The organism is Marinobacter sp. bablab_jr003, from assembly GCF_016464245.1.
Classification (GTDB): domain Bacteria; phylum Pseudomonadota; class Gammaproteobacteria; order Pseudomonadales; family Oleiphilaceae; genus Marinobacter; species Marinobacter vinifirmus.
This window is the reverse complement of the sequence record NZ_JADARC010000075.1, coordinates 1-20852: the sequence shown is the minus strand read 5'-3', so window position 1 is coordinate 20852 and position 20852 is coordinate 1. Positions and strand designations below refer to the sequence as shown.

Annotated in this window: 19 protein-coding genes; 9 read left to right on the top strand and 10 right to left on the bottom strand. The window is 59.4% G+C overall.

What is annotated here, in order from left to right; translation table 11 throughout:
* Position 1: 1 nt before the first annotated feature.
* On the bottom strand, positions 2 to 442 hold the full coding sequence (dksA, locus tag H3Z84_RS07365) for an RNA polymerase-binding protein DksA (protein ID WP_022990237.1): 441 nt from the start codon (positions 440 to 442) through the stop codon (positions 2 to 4).
* 173 nt (positions 443 to 615) lie between these two features.
* Here dksA and sfsA point away from each other — a divergent pair, with 173 nt between their 5' ends.
* Positions 616 to 1347: a DNA/RNA nuclease SfsA gene (gene sfsA, locus H3Z84_RS07360; RefSeq protein WP_199457016.1), complete on the top strand. Its 732-nt coding sequence runs from the start codon at positions 616 to 618 to the stop codon at positions 1345 to 1347.
* A gap of 16 nt (positions 1348 to 1363) precedes the next feature.
* On the opposite strand, the gene H3Z84_RS07355 is transcribed toward sfsA, so the two are convergent.
* Positions 1364 to 2944, bottom strand: coding sequence for an AAA family ATPase (locus H3Z84_RS07355; protein ID WP_199457015.1), 1581 nt, complete (start codon positions 2942 to 2944; stop codon positions 1364 to 1366).
* 120 nt (positions 2945 to 3064) lie between these two features.
* Between H3Z84_RS07355 and mrcB the strand changes: the two genes are divergently transcribed.
* Together mrcB and H3Z84_RS07345 are read left to right on the top strand one after the other, a co-directional pair.
* The gene (gene mrcB, locus H3Z84_RS07350) at positions 3065 to 5374 is read left to right on the top strand and encodes a penicillin-binding protein 1B (RefSeq protein ID WP_036220081.1); all 2310 of its coding nucleotides are present in this window, start codon (positions 3065 to 3067) and stop codon (positions 5372 to 5374) included.
* The gene (locus tag H3Z84_RS07345; protein ID WP_199457014.1) at positions 5371 to 5961 is read left to right on the top strand and encodes a tetratricopeptide repeat protein; all 591 of its coding nucleotides are present in this window, start codon (positions 5371 to 5373) and stop codon (positions 5959 to 5961) included. The genes mrcB and H3Z84_RS07345 overlap by 4 nt, the downstream gene beginning before the upstream one ends.
* A gap of 38 nt (positions 5962 to 5999) precedes the next feature.
* Here the strand turns inward: H3Z84_RS07345 and H3Z84_RS07340 are convergent, their stop codons facing one another.
* Positions 6000 to 6884 carry a DUF4382 domain-containing protein gene (locus H3Z84_RS07340; RefSeq protein ID WP_199457013.1) on the bottom strand — a complete coding sequence of 295 codons (885 nt, stop codon included), beginning with the start codon at positions 6882 to 6884 and terminating at the stop codon, positions 6000 to 6002.
* A gap of 201 nt (positions 6885 to 7085) precedes the next feature.
* On the opposite strand from H3Z84_RS07340, the gene H3Z84_RS07335 reads away from it, so the two are divergent.
* Positions 7086 to 8684 (top strand): sigma-70 family RNA polymerase sigma factor, encoded by a 1599-nt coding sequence (locus tag H3Z84_RS07335; RefSeq protein WP_228286586.1) that lies wholly within the window; start codon positions 7086 to 7088, stop codon positions 8682 to 8684.
* A gap of 57 nt (positions 8685 to 8741) precedes the next feature.
* Here the strand turns inward: H3Z84_RS07335 and hemL are convergent, their stop codons facing one another.
* The 5 genes from hemL to H3Z84_RS07310 are packed head-to-tail and all read right to left on the bottom strand — an operon-like array spanning position 8742 to position 13698.
* On the bottom strand, positions 8742 to 10022 hold the full coding sequence (gene hemL / locus H3Z84_RS07330; protein ID WP_094625265.1) for a glutamate-1-semialdehyde 2,1-aminomutase: 1281 nt from the start codon (positions 10020 to 10022) through the stop codon (positions 8742 to 8744).
* A 12-nt stretch (positions 10023 to 10034) separates the two neighbouring features.
* Positions 10035 to 10694 (bottom strand): thiamine phosphate synthase, encoded by a 660-nt coding sequence (gene thiE / locus H3Z84_RS07325; RefSeq protein WP_206768893.1) that lies wholly within the window; start codon positions 10692 to 10694, stop codon positions 10035 to 10037.
* Complete coding sequence (gene thiD / locus H3Z84_RS07320; protein WP_167373025.1) at positions 10691 to 11452, bottom strand: bifunctional hydroxymethylpyrimidine kinase/phosphomethylpyrimidine kinase; 762 nt, start codon at positions 11450 to 11452, stop codon at positions 10691 to 10693. The genes thiE and thiD overlap by 4 nt, the downstream gene beginning before the upstream one ends.
* A 44-nt stretch (positions 11453 to 11496) precedes the next feature.
* Positions 11497 to 11919 carry a protoporphyrinogen oxidase HemJ gene (gene hemJ, locus H3Z84_RS07315; protein ID WP_058339886.1) on the bottom strand — a complete coding sequence of 141 codons (423 nt, stop codon included), beginning with the start codon at positions 11917 to 11919 and terminating at the stop codon, positions 11497 to 11499.
* A gap of 3 nt (positions 11920 to 11922) precedes the next feature.
* Positions 11923 to 13698 carry a chloride channel protein gene (locus H3Z84_RS07310; RefSeq protein ID WP_058339885.1) on the bottom strand — a complete coding sequence of 592 codons (1776 nt, stop codon included), beginning with the start codon at positions 13696 to 13698 and terminating at the stop codon, positions 11923 to 11925.
* Between the two features lie 144 nt (positions 13699 to 13842).
* On the opposite strand from H3Z84_RS07310, the gene argC reads away from it, so the two are divergent.
* From argC to erpA, 4 genes are all read left to right on the top strand, one after another.
* Positions 13843 to 14880 (top strand): N-acetyl-gamma-glutamyl-phosphate reductase, encoded by a 1038-nt coding sequence (gene argC / locus H3Z84_RS07305; protein ID WP_199457011.1) that lies wholly within the window; start codon positions 13843 to 13845, stop codon positions 14878 to 14880.
* A 9-nt stretch (positions 14881 to 14889) separates the two neighbouring features.
* Positions 14890 to 15630, top strand: coding sequence for a DUF6776 family protein (locus H3Z84_RS07300; protein WP_199457010.1), 741 nt, complete (start codon positions 14890 to 14892; stop codon positions 15628 to 15630).
* A gap of 4 nt (positions 15631 to 15634) precedes the next feature.
* The gene (locus H3Z84_RS07295) at positions 15635 to 16066 is read left to right on the top strand and encodes a bactofilin family protein (RefSeq protein WP_022990254.1); all 432 of its coding nucleotides are present in this window, start codon (positions 15635 to 15637) and stop codon (positions 16064 to 16066) included.
* An 80-nt stretch (positions 16067 to 16146) separates the two neighbouring features.
* Complete coding sequence (gene erpA / locus H3Z84_RS07290) at positions 16147 to 16479, top strand: iron-sulfur cluster insertion protein ErpA (RefSeq protein WP_022990255.1); 333 nt, start codon at positions 16147 to 16149, stop codon at positions 16477 to 16479.
* A gap of 4 nt (positions 16480 to 16483) precedes the next feature.
* Here erpA and H3Z84_RS07285 read toward each other — a convergent pair whose 3' ends face one another.
* Entirely contained in the window at positions 16484 to 17584 is a 1101-nt protein-coding gene (locus tag H3Z84_RS07285) for an anhydro-N-acetylmuramic acid kinase (protein ID WP_199457009.1), read from the bottom strand.
* A gap of 2 nt (positions 17585 to 17586) precedes the next feature.
* Entirely contained in the window at positions 17587 to 18975 is a 1389-nt protein-coding gene (locus tag H3Z84_RS07280; protein ID WP_199457008.1) for a peptidoglycan DD-metalloendopeptidase family protein, read from the bottom strand.
* Between the two features lie 308 nt (positions 18976 to 19283).
* Here H3Z84_RS07280 and tyrS point away from each other — a divergent pair, with 308 nt between their 5' ends.
* Positions 19284 to 20486: a tyrosine--tRNA ligase gene (gene tyrS / locus H3Z84_RS07275; protein WP_199457007.1), complete on the top strand. Its 1203-nt coding sequence runs from the start codon at positions 19284 to 19286 to the stop codon at positions 20484 to 20486.
* Positions 20487 to 20852: the final 366 nt, after the last annotated feature.

The window sequence follows — 20852 nt, the reverse complement described above, 5'->3', positions numbered from 1 at the left end:
ATCAGATGCCAGTCTGGCGCTCGCGGATTTCTGCCAGGGTTTTGCAGTCGATGCAGAGCGTGGCTGTCGGGCGGGCCTCCAGCCGGCGAATACCGATTTCCACACCGCACTGGTCGCAAAAACCGTAGTCGTCTTTGTCGATACGGTCGATGGTCTGGTCAATCTTCTTGATCAGTTTACGCTCACGGTCCCGTGTGCGCAGTTCCAGGCTGAACTCTTCTTCCTGGGTTGCGCGATCGCTGGGATCCGCGTAGTTTGCGGCGTCTTCCTGCATATGGTGCATGGTGCGGTCCACTTCTTCCATCAGCTCCTGTTTCCATTGCAGGAGCAGATCTTTGAAGTGCTGCAGCATGTCAGCACTCATATACTCTTCACCCTTCTTCATTTCATAAGGGGTGAAGTTGGTAAAACGTTCGCGTGGTTGTTCTGCAGTGTTTGCCATTGAACCCGGCCTCTTGTTTGTACTTCACAAGAACGCTTTGCTTCCGCCGCGCCAGCGTGGCTGCGCGGTTTAACCCTGGATAAAGCATTCGTCCTGAATCGGGAGTTTGCGGAAAATAGCAGATAAGTTACGGGGGTGCCAGCCCTGTAACGCCGACTTTATGGGGAGATCACGTGAAGTTTCCTGAACCTTTGGTGGAAGGGCGCCTGATCCGGCGCTACAAACGCTTTCTGGCGGATGTCCGCCTGCCCGGTGGCGAGGAGGTAACCGCTCACTGCCCCAACACCGGTTCCATGCTGGGGTGCCAGCCGGAGAGCGCCAGGGTGTGGCTAAGCCGCAGCGACAACCCCAAGCGCAAACTGCAATACACCTGGGAGTTGGTGGAAACCTCACCCGGGGTGCTGGCCTGTGTGAATACGGCGCGGCCCAATGCCCAGGCCCGGCATGCCATTGAAAGCGGCGTGGTAGAGGAGTTGGCCGGGTACAGTACCGTCCGTAGCGAAGTGCGGTACGGTGAGGAAAAAAGCCGGATTGACCTGCTGCTCTCCGGCCATGCCAGCGAGCCGGATGCCTGGGTGGAGGTCAAGAATGTCACCCTGGCCGAAGGCGGGCGGGGCTATTTTCCGGATGCGGTCACCGAGCGGGGCCAGAAGCACTTGCGTGAGTTGATGGCGCAGGTGGCAAAGGGCGACCGTGGGGTGCTGTTCTTCCTGGTGAACCACACCGGTATCGAAGAAGTACGCCCGGCAGACCACATCGACGCTCGTTATGGCCAGTTACTGCGCCAGGCTTGTGAAGCGGGGGTGGAAGTGGTGGCTTATCGGTCAGCCCTGGCCGGTGACGATGGTAACCCCACCGGCCGGCTGGACCTGACAGAAGCGGTACCGGTCAATCTGGAGCCCTGACCGGTACCCTGAGGGCTTACTGGGCCGGAGCCAGGCCCAGGTGCTGGCGGATACGGTCTGCCACTGCCTCGGCCACATGCTCCTGCTCGGTGTGCAGGTGCACGGTGTGGGTTTTCTCTTCCGTGGTCAGGGGTTCGAACCAGCTTTGCTGGGCATCCAGCAGCTCTTCGGTAGCCTCGGAGGCATCCCCTTTGCGTTTGCGCACCCATTCCCGGCGCAGTTGTTCCGGTGCTTCGCAGTGCAGCAGGGCAAAGGGCACGCCCTGGTTTTCCGCGACACTGGCAAACAGGTTGCGTTCATGTTCCTTCAGGCAGGCGGCATCTACGATCACGGAGGCGCCGGAGGCCAGCAGGTCACCGGCCAGGTTCGCCAGGTGCTGATAGGTTTGCTCTGTCACTTCCGGGCTGTACAGGTCTTCACCCAGGCCTGACTTGCTGCTGTCCAGCGGCCCCAGGCCATGCAAGCGCTTGCGCTCGACATCCGAACGCAGGCGAATCAGCCCCAACTCGCCGGCCATGGCGGCACTCACACAGGTCTTGCCGCTGGCCGAAAGCCCGGTGGTGGCTAGCAGGTAATGGTTGGGAATGGCGCCGTAGTTTTCCGCCAGCTGGGCGTAGCCGTGATAGCGCTGCATCAGTTCTTCCCGCTCCTGCTCGTTCAGGCTCGGGTTGCCCATGGTGAACAGGGCAATCTTGGCCCGAACCATGGCGCGGTAGGCTTTGTACAGGGGCAGCAGTGCCAGTCCTTCGAAGTCGCCGCGGTATTCCAGGTAGGTGTTCAGAACCAGGTTGGCCAGCGCCGGCTCGTTCCGGGATTCCAGGTCCATCAGCAGGAAGGCCAGGTCGTTAATCACATCAATCCAGCGGAACGGCTCGTTGAATTCGATGCAGTCGAACACCGTCACCTTGTCGTTGAAGACGGTAATATTGGCCAGGTGCAGGTCGCCATGGCACTCCCGCACCAGGCCGTTGGCCCGGCGGCTGGCGATCAGCTCGCGGTGGCGTTCAAAGGTGGTGCGGGTCCAGTCTTCCAGGGCGTCCAGCTGGGTCAGCAGGGCCTTGTCGGTCAGCAGGGGGCGGACCTGGTCGAAGTTTTCCTGCATGGCGGCGTAGACGGCTTCCGGTGTGCCCAAGGGCTTGTCACCGGTAATGGGGGGCAGGCTGTCGTGAAACTGTGCAGCCTGCCTTGCCACGCTGGCCAGCAGCTCGGCCGTCATCTCGCCCCGTTCCTGGCGACGGTCGAACAGCTCGTCCTGGTTGAACTGGCGCATGCGGATGGCGTATTCGAAGGGCTCGCCTGCACCGCCGATTTGCGGTTGCTCCGGGCTGCCGGTGATGGGCAGTACATCCAGGTAAAGCTCCGAGGCCAGCCGGCGGTTAAGCCGAAGCTCCTCTTCGCAGAAGTGTTTGCGGCGTTCGAGGGTTGAGAAATTGAGGAAGCCGAAATCCATGGGCTTCTTGATTTTGTAGGCGTAGTCGCCGGTCAGCAGAACCTGGGAAATATGGGTTTCGATAACCCGGAAATCCTTCACCGGGTGGTCGTACAATTCCGGGTTCTGCAGTGCCTTCACCAGTGTATCCGGGGCGTTCTCGCTCACATTGTTCTCCTGGGTTCCCTGAACTCGTTGATTTTTCTTGGCCTATCATAGCGGGCAGATTACAGAAATAACACATTACAGGCCTGCCGGTCGCCCATGTGGCTTCGTTATAATCGCGGCATGAGTAAATCATCTTCTTCCCGTAAAAAATCTCCCAAATCCCGCTCCGGAAACCGGAAATCCGGCTTCTGGCGTTTCATGTTCCGGGCCGGTGCCCTGGGGCTGGTGTTGCTGGCCGGCTGGATGGTGTACCTGGATGCGGTGGTCACCTCCCGTTTCGAAGGCCGGCGCTTTGAGGTGCCATCCCGGGTGTATGCCCGGCCACTGGAACTGTATGACGGCGCCAGCGTAAGCGCAGGGAGCCTGGTGCGTGAACTGGAGCTGTCCGGTTATCGGCCGGGTGATGGCGTGCGGGCCGGCACTTATCAGCGTAATGGTGGCCGTTTTGTCATCAGTACCCGTGGTTTCCTGTTCCCGGACGGTGAAGAAGCCCGCCGGCGGTTATCACTGGTGGTGAGTGGCGACCGGGTCAGCTCGTTTTCAGTGCTGGCGGGGCCATCGGCTGCGATTGTGCGGCTGGAACCGGCCCGCATTGGCGGTATCTACCCGGCCCATCGGGAAGACCGGGTACTGGTGCAGCTGGAAGAGGTTCCGGAATTGCTGCCGCTGGGCCTGATGGCGGTGGAAGACCGCCGTTTCTACGATCACTTTGGCGTTGCGCCGCTGTCCATTGCCCGGGCCATGCTGGCCAATATCAAGGCGGGCGGGATTGTTCAGGGCGGCAGTACCCTGACCCAGCAGCTGGTGAAAAACTTCTTCCTGAGCCGGGAGCAGACACTGGTTCGTAAAGGCAACGAAGCCCTGATGTCGATTTTGCTGGAACTGCATTACGATAAAGACGACATCCTGGAAACCTATCTGAACGAAGTGTATCTGGGGCAGGCGGGCACCCGCAGCATTCATGGCTTCGGCCTGGCCAGCCAGTTCTATTTTGGTGAAAGCCTGAAAGACCTGGCCCCGCACCAGCTGGCACTGTTGATTGGTATGGTAAAAGGCCCCAGCTATTACAATCCTCGCCGACACCCGGAACGGGCCACGTCGCGCCGGAACCTGGTGCTGGATGAAATGGCCGAGGCCGGGCTGCTGGCCGAACCGGAGCTGGCGAAGCAGAAATCACGTCCGCTGGGTGTGAGCGCAAAGCCTTCGTTTACCGAGAACCGTTACCCTGCCTACATCGACCTGGTACACCGGCACCTGGCCCGGGATTACCAGCAGGAAGACCTGCAGAGCGAGGGGCTGCGTATTTTCACCACACTGGACCCTGCAGTGCAGCATGCTTCGGAAACAGCGGTCAGCAAAACCCTGCCGAAACTGGCCAATGCGGATGAACTGGAAGCCGCACTGGTGGTTACCGCAAAGGATACCGGTGAGGTACTGGCATTGGTGGGTGGCAAGGATCCGCAATTTGCCGGCTTTAACCGGGCGGTGGATGCCCACCGGCCGATGGGTTCTCTGATCAAGCCGTTTGTTTACCTGACCGCCCTGGAACAGCCGGATCGCTACACGCTGATCACGCCGGTGAAAGACCAGGCGTTCACCCTGGAATTCGATGACGGCCGGCTCTGGCAGCCGAAAAACTTTGATAAGGAAGAGCGCGGCGAAGTGCCTTTGCACCTGGCCCTGTCCAAATCCTATAACCTGCCTGCGGTGCGGGTGGGGCTGGATATCGGCATTCCGAATGTTCAGCAAACACTCCGGGATTTCGGGGTGACCACGCCGATATCCGATTACCCGTCGATGTTGCTGGGTTCTGTGTCCCTGGCTCCGGTGGATGTGGCCCAGCTGTATCAGGGCCTGGCCACCGGCGGTTTCAACACCCCCTTGCGCACCATCCGGGAAGTGACCGATGCCGATAACGAGCCGTTGTCCCGCTACAACCTGAAAGTAGACCAGGTGGCAGACCCGGCCGCCGTGCACCTGGTGCAGTACGCCATGCAGGAAACCATGCAGGAAGGCACCGGCCGCTCTGCCTACTATACCTTGCCTGACCAGCTCACCCTGGCCGGTAAGACCGGCACCACCGATGATGGCCGGGATGCCTGGTTTGCCGGCTTCAGCGGCGACTTGCTGGCGGTGGCCTGGGTGGGCCGTGACGACAACGGGCCAACGGTTCTGACCGGCGCCTCTGGCGCGCTGCCGGTGTGGTCATCGATGATGTCGCAGATTCCCCAGCACGGGTTTTCACCGGTAATGCCGGACGGCGTGCAGTATCATTGGGTAGATGCCGAGGCCCAGGCCCTGACCGGTGAGGGCTGTGCCAATGCGCGGCTGGTGCCATTTATCACCGGCAGCGAGCCGGTAATGAGCACAGATTGCAACGGCAATATCGGCCGGCAAATTCGCAGTTGGTTTGAAGGATTGTTCCAATGATAAAAGTAACCAGTATCCGTTTCGCACCGCTTGCCCTGGCGCTGGCCCTGGCGGGCTGTGCCAGCGGCCCCGGTGGTGGCTCCATTTATGTGCCGATGGGCGGCGGCGAACCCTCCCGGGCACCCGAGCCGCCGAGAACTGCGGAGCCTGAGCAGAATTCTGAACAGGAGCCGGAGCCTCGCGTCTGGCGCAAAAGCGAAGAGCCCGCCGTGAGTGAGCTGGAACAGCCATCCCGTGCACCCAGTTACCGGGAATCCGGTGATGCCCTGCCTGCAGCAGCGGTCACCCTGATTCGGGACGCCGACCAGCGTTTGCAGCAAGGGGATTCTGCCGGAGCAATCTCCAGTCTGGAGCGGGCACAGCGAATCGCGCCCCGTTCGGCAGAGGTCTATTTCAAGCTGGCAGAAGCCTATGTGGCCGGTGACAACCTGGGAGCGGCGGAGCAGTTCACTCTGAAGGGGCTGTCGCTGGCGGGCAACAACTCAAGCCTGCAGCGTTCAGGCTGGCTGTTGCTGGCGGATATCCGTCGGGCGAGGGGAAATGTTGCGGGGGCCAGCCAGGCGGAGGATCGGGCCCGGGCGTTGTAAGGCTGAACGGGGCTGCTAATTGGCAGCCCCGTAATGGTTTAGAAGTTTACAGTGGTTGTTTCTCCAGCCGTTACGGTAGCGTTCTGGCCGTTGGTGAAGTTCAGTTCATCGTCTGATGGGTTGCCTTCCGTATCCTCGATCAGGTCGCTGTCGCAGGTGTAGCTGACCGTGTAGTCACCTTCCGGAATGAAGCTTGCCTGGTAGCTGTACTCCTCTCCGTATTCGACTGGCACCACGACCAATGGCTCGTTGGCACTGCCAATGTCATCAGGGGTCTGGTCCGCTCCGGCATGCACATAAATATTGCCCAAGAAACCATCTGTTGTGGCCACGCCCCCGCAAGCCTCAGTGATCAGTTCCGCACTGACTGCGCCGGTAATCGTACCAACCTGGGCGTTATCAACCAGGCGAAGTACCGGCTTCAGCTTGTAACTGTTCGGGTCGTTCTGGGGGTTAACGATCGACTTCCTGACGTCAAAATCAATGGTGATTGCTACTTCGCCGCCAGCAGGCACCGTGAATCCGCTGGTTTGAATGCCTCGGGCTGAGGGAGTGGTAAGCGGGTATTCCCCGCCGTCAATCACGATGTTGTTGTTTTCGCCGATTTCCAGTCTTACCCACTCGTACTCGCCGGCATCCAGCTCTTCCCGATCCAGAAGGGCCTTTACTTGGCCGTTCTGGTAATCAAGCAGGTTTACCGGCTCGGGAATCTCCAGCTCGTATCTCACCGGAGAACCATCCTGGTGCTTGAGTACAAGCGCTGTGACTTCGATGTTTACGGCCTCGGCATGGTCTACAGGCGCATCCGTCAGCCCCACAGAGACCGTGCCGGTCTGTCCGCTGCTGCCTCCGCCACTGCCACCGCAGGCAGCCAGGGCGCCGGCGAGGGCGGAAACTGCGAATACCTTGGTTGAATTCTTCATAAATCCTCCGGTTTGTATTCTTTCCGTTGTAAGTCCGGCGTTGTGGTCGCCAGTACTGATCTCACGAAGCCGTTGCGGGTGGGGTTCCGTCACTTTGATTAACATTTGCACATGTTTTGGCCATAATGCGTGGCAAGTGCATGGCGGGCGCAGCTGTTATAGACTGCGCGCTTCCCGAAACCGCAACCAGGCAGTCGTTTTTTGGCAATCCTTCCGTTTCGTCCCTCAGCCCAGAAGCGTTTTCAGCGTATGGTGCAGCCGCACCTGCAAGCTATGCACGGCTTCGCCTGGCGACTGACCGGCAACAGCCAGGATGCCGAAGACCTTGTGCAGGATGTGGTGGTCAAACTTTACCCCCGGCTTGATGAACTCGAATCCGTAGACCAGCTGCGCCCGTGGCTGAACCGGGTTCTGTACCGGCAGTTTATTGATGGCCTGCGCAAGAAAAGCCGCCAGGCGGATCAGCCGGTGAGTGACCTGATGGATGCCGACAGCCAGTCAGACTGGCTGGATTCACTGGAAGCGGACGACCATTCACCGGAACTGGCCCTGGGGCAGGCGCTGACCGCCGGTATCGAACAATTCCGCGAAGGCAATTACCCCCTGGCCCGGGAGCACTTTGAGCGCTCGCTGGGGCTGGGTGCCGACACGCCCGCACTCCGCTACAACCTGGGCGTGGTCTGCTACAAAACCGGCGACTATGCCGCGGCCCGCAATCATTTTTCGACGTTACTCAATGGCGACGGCCAGGCCCTGGCCCAATATAACCTCGGATTGGTGGCACTGGCTGAGGGCCGGCCCGGACAGGCCCGCGACTGGTTTGGCCAGGCGGCAGCCGATGACGCACCGGATACAGTGCGGCAGCTGGCGGAGCGCCAGCTTGTGGACCTTTCAGTTCAGGACAACGCTTCCCGGCAGCAGTCCATGTTGGCCCGACAGGGCTATCTCTCTGCGGGTCTGGGCTACGACAGCAACATGGCCGGGGTGCCCGAGGATTCTCCCAGTAATCGCGGCAGTGCCTTTGCCGAGCTGGTGGCGGCTGGCAGCCTTGGCTACCAGGCCACGGAGCGTTGGCGACTGGTTTGGGATGGTGTGCTCTATGGCCAGGACTATCACCACGACAGCGACTATGACACCTCGGTACTGCAGGCTCGGATAACCGCTTTGCAGGTGGTCGATGTCTGGGAACTGGGAATACGTGGGGGCGGCACCAGGGCCTGGCTTGGCGGCGATGAACTGGAAACCCGGGCCGGGCTGGCGTTACTGGCCCGCACCGATACTTGTGATGGGGCGGTGCTGTTGGACGGCTGCTCCTTTGAGCTGGCGGCAGAGCAGGTAAACGGCGGCCCCGGATACAGCGCCTACGATGGCCAGTGGTATCTGTTTGAAGCCCGGGCGGACCGGACCCTTGCAGGCTGGTTGCTTGAGGGTTTCTACCGCTGGGAGTCCAACAACCGGGACAATTTCAGCCAGGAAGGCTATGTGGTGAGTGTCTCGCCACGCCACCATGAAATCGGTATCGAGGCGATATACCCGTTACATCCGGATGTGCTGGTAGGCGCAGAGAGCGCGCTGCGGCACAGCCGCTATGATTCACCACACCAGTGGCTGGAACAGGATGTGTTGGTGGAGCGCAGGCGGAAGGACACCCGTCTGGAGTTGGGGCTGATGGCGGAATACTGGTTGAACCGGCAGTGGCTGGTGCGAAACCAGTGGCTGTATCGCAACCAGGACAGTGGAATTGACCGGTATGACTACGACCGGCATACGCTGACGGTCTCGCTGGAAGGGGTATTCTGAAAGCAACAGGTTGCCCCGGCCCGATGATGACCCGGGCCGGGACTGATTGCTTACCCGTTACAGGGTAGCCATCACCTTGCGCGCAGCGGCGATGGTGAACTCGATGTCTTCTTCAGACAGCGCGGCACACACAAAACCTGCCTCGAACGCAGACGGTGCCAGGTACACGCCTTCGGCCAGCATGCCTTGGAAGAACTTCTTGAAGCGCTCTACGTCACACTCCATGACCTGGTCAAAGCGGGTAACGGAGTCTTCTTTGGTGAAGAAGAAGCCGAACATGGCGCCGGCGGATTGCACGGTCAGCGGAATGCCTGCTTCGTCTGCTGCAGCTTTGAAGCCGTCCCGCACCTTATTGGTCTTCTCGATCAGTTTGTCGTGGAAGCCGGGCTCGGAAATGGCATTCAGGGTGGTCAGGCCGGCGGTCATGGCCAGCGGGTTACCACTCAGGGTGCCTGCCTGGTACACCGGGCCCAGCGGAGAGATGTGCTCCATGATTTCCCGCTTGCCGCCGAAGGCGCCGACTGGCAGGCCGCCACCGATCACTTTGCCCAGTGCGGTCAGGTCCGGGGTGATGCCGTAGTAACCCTGGGCTCCGCCGAGGGAAACTCGGAAACCGGTCATCACTTCGTCGAAAATCAGTACGGTGCCGTGCTCGTCACACACTTCCCGCAAACCTTCCAGGAAGCCCGGAACCGGCGGAATGCAGTTCATGTTGCCGGCCACCGGCTCCACGATGATCGCAGCAACCTGGTCGCCGATCTCTTTGAACGTTTCCCTTACGCTGTCGATGTCGTTGTAGGTAAGGGTAATGGTGTGCTCGGCCAGGCTGGCCGGGATGCCCGGGGAGTTGGGCACGCCCAGGGTCAGGGCGCCGGAACCGGCTTTCACCAGCAGCGAGTCCACGTGCCCGTGGTAGCAGCCTTCAAACTTCACAATTTTGTCGCGGCCGGTGTAGCCACGGGCCAGGCGGATGGCGCTCATGGTGGCCTCGGTACCGGAGTTGACCATGCGCACCAGCTCAATGGACGGCACCAGTTCGCACACCTTCTTGGCCATCTCGGTTTCGATGGCGGTAGGCGCGCCGTAGCCAACGCCAAGGTCGACCTGGGCGTGCAGTGCCGCTTTGATGCGCGGGTCAGAATGACCCAGGATCATCGGGCCCCAGGAGCCGATGTAATCGATGTAGCGCTTGCCGTCTTCATCGTAAAGGTAGGCGCCTTCGGCATGGTTGAAAAACACCGGGGTGCCGCCCACGCCACGGAATGCCCGCACCGGAGAGTTAACGCCGCCGGGAATGTATTTCTGGGCCTGTTCAAACAGATCTTCAGAATGAGTCACAGTGAGCTCCTGTCAGTCGGAATGTGTGTAAAGCGGATGGTGCCGGGCAAACAGCTGGCAGAATTGCTTTGCCCGGGTTTCAATCTCGGTTGGAGTGCCGCCGAACAGACTGCCGACCACGGCCAGCAGGTCTGCGCCGGCCAGAATCAGCGGCTCGGCGTTATCGGCGGTTATGCCCCCAATGGCGGTAATCGGCAAGGCCAGTGTTTTCGCTTCGGTCAACACGGTTGCTTCGGCCGCCGGCGCGCCGGGCTTGGTGCCCGAGTTGTAGAAGCGGCCAAAGGCCAGGTAATCGGCGCCGGCGGATTTTGCTGCCCGGGCCAGTTCAAGGCGATGATGGCAGGTGATGCCGATAATCGCCTCCGGGCCCAGCAGGCGCCGGGCTTCGTCCGGAGCACCGTCGTCCTGGCCCATGTGAACGCCTGCCGCGCCAACCCGGTGTGCCAGCTGCGGGTCGTCGTTGATCAACAGGGGTACGCCGGCGTTGCGGCACAGGCTGTTGAGGTCTGCAGCCTGGCGCAGCCGTTCTGCGGACGACGATCCCTTGTCCCGGTATTGCACCAGCACGGCACCACCGCGCAGCGCGGCTTCAACGGAATCCAGCAGGGTTTCCGGGGGCGTCAGCCGGTTGTCGGTGATGGCATACAGCCCCGGTTGCAGCTTCTGGCTCAGCGTTCCCACAGGATGCCCCGATCCGGAATTCGCTGGCCCTGGCCCACGCTGAGGGCGTGCAGCAGGGTGCGGTGTACATAGTTCTGGGCCTGGGAGATGGACGCCCGGGCTGATAACCCACTGGCCATCCCGGTGGCAATGGCGGCAGCCAGGGTGCAACCCGTACCGTGGTATTCGTTACTGCCAACCCGCTCGACTTCCCAGTGCATGGGTTCCGGGGAGTGGTTGTACAGGGTGTTGGTAATGTGAATGCCGGTGCCGTGGCCGCCGGTTGCCAGTACGGAACGGCAGCCAGCTTGCAGCAGGTTCAAGGCGGCCTGGTCGGCATCATCGCTGCCGCCGAGTTGTGTCAGCTCCTCGCCGTTCGGGGTGATCATTTCCGCGCGAGGGAACAGTTTGTCCTTCATGGCCTGGACCAGCTCGTCATCGGCCAGGTCGCCACCACCGGCGGCCTTGATGACCGGATCGACAATCAGGGGCAGTTCGTCATCCTGGCTGTCCAGGAAGTCCTTCAGTACAGCGACAATGGCGGCGTTGCCCAAGGCTCCGGTTTTTACCGCGTGGATGGTGATGTCTTTGTCCAGGCACTGCAATTGCTGGCGGATCAGCTGGGCGTCAACGGCTTCGGCGCCATACACGTTGTGGGTATCTTGTACCGTCAGGCAGGTAACAACCGGTAACGGGTGGCCGCCCAGTGAGGTAATGGCCTGGATGTCAGCCTGGATGCCGGCACCGCCGGAAGGATCCAGGCCAGACAGTACAAGAACGTGGGGGCGGGTGTAATTGTTAATGCTGTGCCTCCTCAGAAAGGTTTAACAACGGCCAGGATCACCACGGCCAGCAGGATAAATACCGGGATTTCGTTGAACCAGCGGTAGAACACATGGCTGCGGTGGTTTTTGTCATCACGGAACACCTTCACCAGGTGGCCGCAATAGAAGTGGTAGACAATCAGCAGGGTCACCAGTAACAGCTTTACGTGTAACCAGCCCTGGCTGAAATAACCGGATACGTTATAGCTGAGCAGCCATACACCGAAGATCACCGTGGCAATCATCGAGGGTGTGGTAATGCCGCGGTACAACTTGCGCTCCATGATCTTGAAGCGTTCCTGCCCGGGCTTGTCTTCGCAAGCTGCGTGATACACAAACAGCCTGGGCAAGTAGAAGATGCCGGCAAACCAGCACACCAGGGAAATTATGTGGAAGGCTTTAACCCACAGCATCTGTCAGCTCCGTCGGTATTGGTAATAACTTTCGATATCGGATTGAAGTACCACACCATAAACCCGCTGGATCATCGGAGCCACATGGCGTTGTACGTATAGCGCTTCGGCCTGGGAGTTGTCGAACTCGTTCAGGGCTTCTTCCAGGGTGGCCTGGTATTGTACCGGGGCAACGTCCCGCCGGTTAGCCGGAATCTCCATCAGGTCAACCGTCTCCGGCGCCTCTATACCTTCTTCGGCCACCTGCTTGGCGGTGTCTTCAAGGTAGCGGGCCAGGTCTACCGCCGGCAGCAGTGCGGTGGGGCCGTTGCTGCCGTCGATCAACAGCCACTTGGGTTCGGACTTGAGCGCCTTCCTGGCTTCCTCAACCGTCAGTTCCCGTTCTGTGCGCAGAATGCTCCTGTCCATGATGGCGCCCACGGAAACCCGGCGCAGGGCCTGGATCACCGGGGAGTTCTGGTAGCTGAGCCCCTGGCTTTTCAGGATCGTCAGGAACAGCGATTTCTTGCCGAAGGCTTCACTGGTTACCAGGCTGGCGGTGGTAATGATCAGCATGCCCGGCAGTATGATATTCGGGTTACGGGTAAGTTCCATGAGCGCCATCAAGGCCGCCAGCGGAGCCTGCAGCACGGCTCCCATCATGGCGCCCATTCCCAGCATGGCGTAGAAACCCACAGATGATGCCTGCTCCGGAAAAATCTGGGCCCCGATCAGCCCCATGGCACCGCCGAGGGTGGCGCCCATAAACACCGTGGGGCCGATCACCCCGCTGGGCATGCCCAGGCCGATGGAAATGCCGGTAATGATCAGCTTGGCGGCACCCACTCCGAGCAGCAGCCAGAACGCCAGTTCGCCGTGAATGGTCTGGCTGACCGTGTCGTAGCCGATGCCCATGGTTTCCGGGATGAACACAGCAAAAGGCACCATCAGCAGGCCGGCCATGGCAATGCGCAACAGCACCGGCCGGTGATGGAAGCGCCCCATGCTGTCCACCAGCTGGATAAACGCCGCTGCAGCAATGCCGATAATCACCGCAATGGCGATAATCCAGGGAATTTCCAGCATCGAGTTCATGGTCAGCGCGGGCACGCTGAACGCCGGTTCGGAACCGTACACCACCTGGGTGACAATGGCGGCGCTCACAGCGGCCAGGATGATGGGGGTAAATCCGGCAATGGTGTATTCCATCATCACCACTTCCATGGCGAAGATAACGCCGGAAATGGGCGTGTTGAACGAGGCGGAAATGGCCGCTGCACAGCCACAGGCCACCAGGGTACGAATGCTGTTGTTGGGCAGGCGCATCCACTGGCCGAGCAGGCTGGAAAACGCAGCCCCCAGGTGCACCGCCGGGCCTTCCCGGCCGGCGGACTGGCCACTGACCACGGTCGCCACACCGGCGACAAACTGCACCACGGCACTGCGGAATGAAATGTAGCCCTGGTGGTAATTCAGGCGCTCCATGATGTGCACAATCCCGACCTTGCGATCGTGGATGGCGAGCCGGTGCAGCAGCAGCCCCAGCCCCAGCGCGCCGGCCAGGGGCAGAAGGCCCCGGGTAAGGATATCCAGTTGCTCGAAGTTCTCGGAACCGGTCCCCGGCAGGAAGTGCTCCAGCGGCCATTCGATGGCGAGGCGGAACAGCAGGATGACCACACCGGTGACAATGCCGGATAACAGGCCCAGAACTGCCAGTTGGGGCAGGGCATCCACACCGGACAGTCTCCGCCGGAAAACGGGGATCAGGTGTTCGGTAATCTGTTGCCTGATACTACGCATTGGCGCGGGATTCCGGTTGCTGACACGGCTTGGTCAATGGGTTTGGGCGAACATTGTAGCTCCGGGTCTGAAGGCTGCAATAAGTCCTTGGATTATCATGGTAGACTACAGGCAAATTCTGGCCAGAACACCTTGGAGATTAGTGTGATAAAGACAGGCATTGTGGGTGGTACCGGATACACAGGTGTGGAACTGCTGAGAATCCTCGCAGTTCATCCGGAAGCGGAAGTTACCTGCATCACTTCCCGTTCAGAAGCCGGCATGCCGGTGGCTGATATGTACCCCAACCTGCGTGGTCACTATGACCTGGCTTTCTCCGAGCCGGACCCCGCGGTACTGGCTGAGTGCGACCTGGTTTTCTTCGCCACGCCCCACGGTGTAGCCATGCGCGCAGTGCCAGAGCTGATGAAAGCCGGCGTGCGTGTGGTGGATCTTTCGGCGGATTTCCGCCTGAAAGACCTGGATGTCTGGGCCGACTGGTACGGCATGCCCCATGAAAGCCCGGAGTGGGCCGAGAAAGCCGTTTACGGCCTGCCGGAAGTGGTTCGTGATGAAATCCGCCAGGCGCAGCTGGTGGCCAATCCCGGTTGTTATCCGACAGCCGTGCAGCTTGGCTTCCTGCCCTTGCTGGAGTCCGGGCTGGTGGATCCGTCCCGGTTGATTGCCGATGCCAAGTCCGGTGCCAGCGGTGCCGGCCGGCAGGGCAAGATCGGCATGTTGCATGGCGAAGTCGGGGAAAGCTTCAAGGCCTATGGTGCTTCCGGGCACCGTCACCTGCCGGAGATCCGCCAGGGCCTGAGCCAAGCCGCAGGAACCGGCGTGGGTGTTACCTTTGTACCCCACCTGGTGCCGATGATTCGCGGTATTGAAGCAACACTGTACGCCGAGTTGTCTGATGCCGCCGATTTCGACCGCCTGCAGGCGCTGTATGAAGAGCGGTACCGCAACGAGCCGTTCGTGGATGTCATGCCCTTCGGCAGCCACCCGGAAACCCGCAGTGTGCGCGGCGCCAATAGCTGCCGTATGGCCCTTCACCGCCAGGAACAGAGCAACATCGTGATCGTAACCTCGGTGATCGACAACCTGGTTAAAGGCGCTGCCGGGCAAGCGATCCAGAACATGAATATCATGTTCGGCCTGGATGAAACCCTGGGGCTGAAAGCACCTGCTCTGCTGCCCTGAGGCTGAGTTGTGAGCGATACACGCAAACCTTCCGAAGAATATGTTGTTATCCGCCACCGGCCGGGCCACCGCCTGCGCCGGACGGTGATTCTGCTCACCTTCACCGTGGTTGCTGCCGTGGCAGGCTACGTGGCCGGGTTGGCACAGGGCGGCTTTCGGCTGTCTTCGGTCGAGGCATCCAGCGAGCAACTGGAGGAAGAAGTAGAGACGTTGCGGGGCCAATATCGTGAGGCCCGGCAGAACATGGTCAACCTGGAGCGGGGGCGGGCGATTGACGAACACGCGCTCCGGGAAGCCCGGAACACCATGGTCAACCTGGAAACCCGGATTTCCGAGCTGGAAGCGGACCTGACCTTCTACCGCAACATCATGGCACCCTCAGAAACGGCCGAGGGCCTGCAGGTAGACCGCTTTACCCTGCTGCCCGGGCGGGACAACCGGGCCTTCGATTTCAAGCTGGTGCTGACCCAGGTGGGAGATAACAAAAGCTACATTTCCGGGGTTGTGGCGGTGAATGTTATCGGTAACCTTGACGGCGAAAAAGAAGTGATCGCGCTGCGGGATCTGTCCGATGAGATCGAAGACCTCGGCGTGGCATTCCGGTTCCGGTATTTTCAGGATGTGGAAGGTAGCCTGATGCTTCCTGAAAACTTTGAACCCCTTGAAATCCAGGTAGTGGCTCAGGCTGAAGGGCGCAAGGCGTCACAGGCTGAACGCACCTTCGGCTGGCAACAGATAGCGGAGTACTGAATAGATGATGGGCAAGAAAAAACAGAAACCGCGCCGCGCGACCGGGCAGTTCGATACCCTGATCTCGTCCCGGACCACCATCGAAGGTGATGTGCACTTTTCCGGTGGCCTGCATGTGGACGGCAAGATTCGCGGCCGGGTCATTGCCGAGGAAGGCAGTGACGCGGTAGTCCGAGTGTCGGAAGTTGGCGAGATCACCGGCGATGTGATTGCCCCGCACATCATCATCAATGGCCAGGTGAAGGGTGACGTGCGTTCCTCCGCCCACCTTGAGCTGGCGGAAAAAGCGTCGATCACCGGTAATGTCTATTACAAACTGGTCGAAATGGCCATGGGGGCTTCGGTAAACGGCAACCTGGTTCGGGAAACCGAAAACAGTGGCCTGCTGACTCATGACGGCGCAAAGGCCGAAGCCGATGAGGGTAAATCCGAATAGTTGATTGTTTTAGTCAGGAATACCATAATCGTGAGTCAGTCATACGTTGCCGGAGGCAGATCTTGAGTGTAGTCCAACAAATGGCCACCCCGTTGTTCTTCAGTGACAACGCCGTTGCCAAAGTGCGTGAGCTGATCGAGGAAGAAGAGAATCCTGGTCTCAAGCTGCGCGTATTTGTTACGGGCGGTGGTTGCTCCGGATTCCAGTATGGTTTCTCTTTTGATGAGAACCAGGAAGACGACGATACGGTGATCGAGCGGGATGGCGTGAAACTGCTGGTGGACTCCATGAGCTACCAGTACCTGGTTGGTGCAACCATCGATTACCAGGAAGGACTGCAGGGCTCACAGTTCGTGGTACAAAACCCGAACGCCAGTTCCACCTGCGGTTGTGGTAGTTCCTTCTCGATCTGAGCATTCAGGCCGGGTAAATCGCGCCCAGAATTCTTTCCCCTGAAGCGCCTGTTACCTCAGGCAGATTTCCCGGCAGGCCGGCTATGGTTTGCCGGGCCAGCCAGGCAAACGCTACCGGTTCCACCCATTGCGGATCCAGCCCCAGTTCTGAAGTTGTGGCCAGGTGTACCGACCCCAAACCCAGTCTCAACTCATTCATCAATACCGGATTGAAGGTGCCGCCGCCGCAGGCGAAGACTGCCATATCTGCATTCTCCTGGGGCAGTTGCTGGAGGATGGTGGTTATGGTCAGTTGTAGCAGGGTTCTTTGCACGTCTTCCGGTGGCAAATCCGGAAAACGCTGAAGGTGGGTGTGAATCCAGTCGAGATTGAAGCGCTCCTTGCCGGTGCTCTTGGGCGGAGCCTTGCTGAAATAGGCATCTGATAACAGGCTGGCCAGAAGGTCCGGGTTAGTGGCGCCTTCATGGGCCCAGTGGCCGTTCTCATCATAGTGTCGGCCGGTCTGGTCCAGGCACCAGGCATCGAGCAGTGCGTTCGCCGGCCCGGTATCAAAACCGATCACCGGTTTGCGTTGCCCGGCAGGAAGCCAGGTGATGTTCGCAATGCCCCCAAGATTCAAAATGCAGCGATCCTGCTGCGCCGAACCGAACAGCCAGCGATGAAAGGCCGGAACCAGGGGGGCACCCTGGCCATGGGCAGCCATGTCCCGCGAACGGAAATCGGCAACGGTGGTTACGCCGGTGGCCTCGGCAATCCAGGCGGCATTGCCAATCTGCATGGAGAAAGGCGCGGCGCCGGACGGTTGATGGCGGATAGTCTGCCCGTGGCTGCCGATGGCGCGGATCTCTTGCGGGTTGACTCCGGACTGGACGATAAGGTCGCTGGCGGCCTTGGCAAAGTGCTGGCCGGTGAGGGTGTCCAGTTCGCCGATTTCATCCGGGTCGGCCTGATTGCGCACCACCTGCAGCAGGCGGTGGCGAAGTTGTTCAGGGTAAGGCAGGGAGAGCGTGCTGAGGATGTTCACGCCGGGCTCGCCGAAGGACACCAGCACAGCATCGACCGAGTCCATGCTGGTGCCTGACATCAGGCCGAGCCAGAGTGTCATGATCAGTTATCCGAAGCGAATGCCAGCTGGCGGCCACTTTCGCGGAACACATTGAACTGCGCCAGGCGCTGTTCGGTAAACTGCTTGAAGCGGGCCATTTCGGTGCTGGGCACCGGCTGGGCGTCTGGCAGTTTTACGGTCCGGGAGTTCTTGGCTACGCCATTGATCCGGAACTCGTAGTGCAGGTGCGGGCCGGTAACCATGCCGGATGAGCCAACGTGGCCGATGGTCTGACCCTGTTTTACCCGGGTTCCGTTCTTGATACCTTTACCCAGCTTGCTCATGTGGGCGTACAGGGTGGAAATGTTGTCACCATGCTGGAGAACAACGGTGCGGCCATAGCCGCCTTTCCAACCGGCAAACTGAACACGACCGTTACCGGCGGCTTTGATCGGTGTACCCGGAGGCGCTGCGTAGTCTGTGCCTTCATGGGGGCGAACCACGTCCAGAACCGGGTGCCGGCGCTGCAGGTTAAAGGGCGACGATAACCGGGCATTGATCGGTACCCGCAGGAACGCCTTGCGCATGCTCTGGCCTTCCGGCGTGTAATAGTCGCTGTCACCGTTGGTGTCGGTGTACAGCAGGGCAACGTTTTCTTTGCCCCGGTTGATAAAGCGGGCAGACAGAATGCGGCCGGTATTGAACTTTTCACCGTCTACATACAGCTCTTCGTAGACCACTTCAAAGCTGTCGCCTTTGCGAACATCGTAAACAAAATCGATATCCCAGCCGAAAATACCGGCCAGTTCCATGGTCAGGCGGTCATCAAGGCCGGCATCGCGGGCTGCCAGGTAAAGGGAGCCATCGATAACGCCGGATGCAAACGCCGGGCGAGCTTCCGGTTCGCGGATGTCGGTTTCGCCAACAAAGCCGGAATCGGTTTTTTCAATCTTCAGGGTTTCCAGCAGGCTGCGTTGCAATTCGATAGCGGCCAGGCTGCCTTCGTCATCGATGCCGAAGCGGATATGCTCACCGGCGTACAGGCGCTGAAGCTTGTCGGCTTCGCCGTCACCGTGAATGACGGAAAGCATCACGCCATCGTTAAAGCCGGCCTTTTTGAACAGGGACGACAGCGTCTCGCCGGATTTGATATCAAACTCTTTCCAGTTCAGCGTCGGCTCGGCACCAACAACCGCGGGCACTTCGCTGGTGGCCGGCAGTTCGGCTGTCTCGGCTGCGGTTTCTGCGGCAGCTTCGGCAGACTCCGGTTGTTTGACGGCTTGTTTGATGGGAACCGGGTTACCCAGTGCGGCACCCTGTTCAAGGTCGATGGTGTAAGACATGCGCCGGGCTTCAACATCGGCGCTGGGGCTCATGAGCGCAGCGGTGGTAACAACCACGGTGGCGGCTGCAGCCAGAGTAATATGTGTCTTGGGAAATTTTTTCAGCACGTGGCTCACCCGTTTTAATCGGTATTCCAGTAATTTGTGCCGGCTAATTAAAGCGCCAGTTCAAGTATAGACCATCAGATTACCGCATATGACATAAACAGGACAGTGCGCAACATTACAGTTCGCGCCTTTGGTTGGTCGTACAACCTGCTATGCCGCTGATATAATGCCGGCCTTATTATATACAGTCTGATCGATTTGTGATCAAAGGCTACTTTACCAAGGGAGCCGGTAACGCGCAGATTTCTTTTGTAGATCTCTGTAACCGGCAGGCCCTGTTGCACCTAAAAACTGGGGACAAAAGGTTCATGGCATCACTAGACGAAGCGTTGGCTATCATCAAGCGCGGTATTGACGAGCTGATTCCCGAAGAGGAACTGGTTGAAAAATTAAAGGAAGGGCGCCCTCTACGGGTAAAGGCCGGCTTTGATCCCACTGCGCCGGACCTCCATTTTGGCCACACCGTGCTTATCAACAAGCTTCGTCAGTTCCAGGACCTCGGCCATGAGGTGATTTTCCTGATCGGCGACTTCACCGGCATGATCGGTGACCCGACCGGGAAAAGTGCTACCCGCCCGCCGCTCACCGAAGATCAGGTGCGCCAGAATGCGATCACTTATAAAGAGCAGGTGTTCAAGATCCTGGATCCCGCCAGGACCCGGGTTGTGTTCAACTCCGAGTGGATGAGCAAGATGTCTGCGGCTGACATGATCCGGCTGGCGGGGCAGTACACCGTCGCCAGGATGCTGGAGCGGGACGATTTCACCAAGCGCTACCGTTCCGAGCAGCCGATTGCAATCCACGAGTTCCTGTATCCGCTGATCCAGGGCTATGACTCGGTCGAGTTGAAGGCTGATATCGAGCTCGGCGGTACCGACCAGAAGTTCAACCTCCTTATGGGTCGGATTCTTCAGAAGCACTATGGCCAGAAACCGCAGGCGATTCTCACAGTACCTATTCTGGAAGGGCTTGATGGCGTCCAGAAGATGTCCAAGTCTCTGGGCAACTATATAGGTGTGAGTGATTCCCCGGGTGAGATGTACACCAAGCTGTTGTCCATGCCGGATGAATTGCTGTGGCGTTATTTCGAATTGCTCAGCTTCCGCCCGATGGCGGAAATTGAAGAATATCGTTCTGCTGTAGCGGCAGGGGCCAATCCCCAGGACTATAAGAAGGTGTTGGCCGAAGAGTTGATCACTCGCTTCCACGATGAGGAAGCTGCAAAAACTGCGCATAAATCGGCGGGCAACCGGGTGGCCCTGGGTGAGATTCCGGAAAATGTTCCGGTAGTCGAAGTTTCGCTGGAAGGGCAGGAAGGTCTGCCAATGCCGGCGGTGCTGCGTTTGGCAGGGTTGGTCAAGAACGGCGCGGCCGCCCGGGATGTGTTGGGTCGCGGTGCTGTTTATATCGATGGTGCCCGGTTTGAAGGCGAGCGGATGTTTGCCGAAGGTGATGACTGCGTTATCCAGGCGGGCAAGAAGAAGATCGCGCGGGTGGTAATTGTTGCCTGAATAAGGAGGGTGAACGGCCAGTCTGAATTTTTTTCAAATTGGCCGTTGACTCCTGCGGCCAGGTCTGTAGAATGCGCATCTCGCTTGAGGGGTAGCGCCGGAAACGGAGCAAAACCTCAGCGATAACCGATTGAAAGTATTCGAAAAATTGCTTCAGAAATTATTCGAAATCAACGGTTGACAAGGCGGCGGAACGATGTAGAATACGCGGCCTTGATTGAGCAGCAGCTCAAACGCTCTTTAACAAGTTAACCAAGTAATTCGTGTGGGCGCTGGCCGAGGTATTTCGGATACGAAATATCAGGACAGTGACTCGTCGAAAATTGAGTTTTGTCTTGAGCAAGAATTAAGAACTTACGGGTTCTT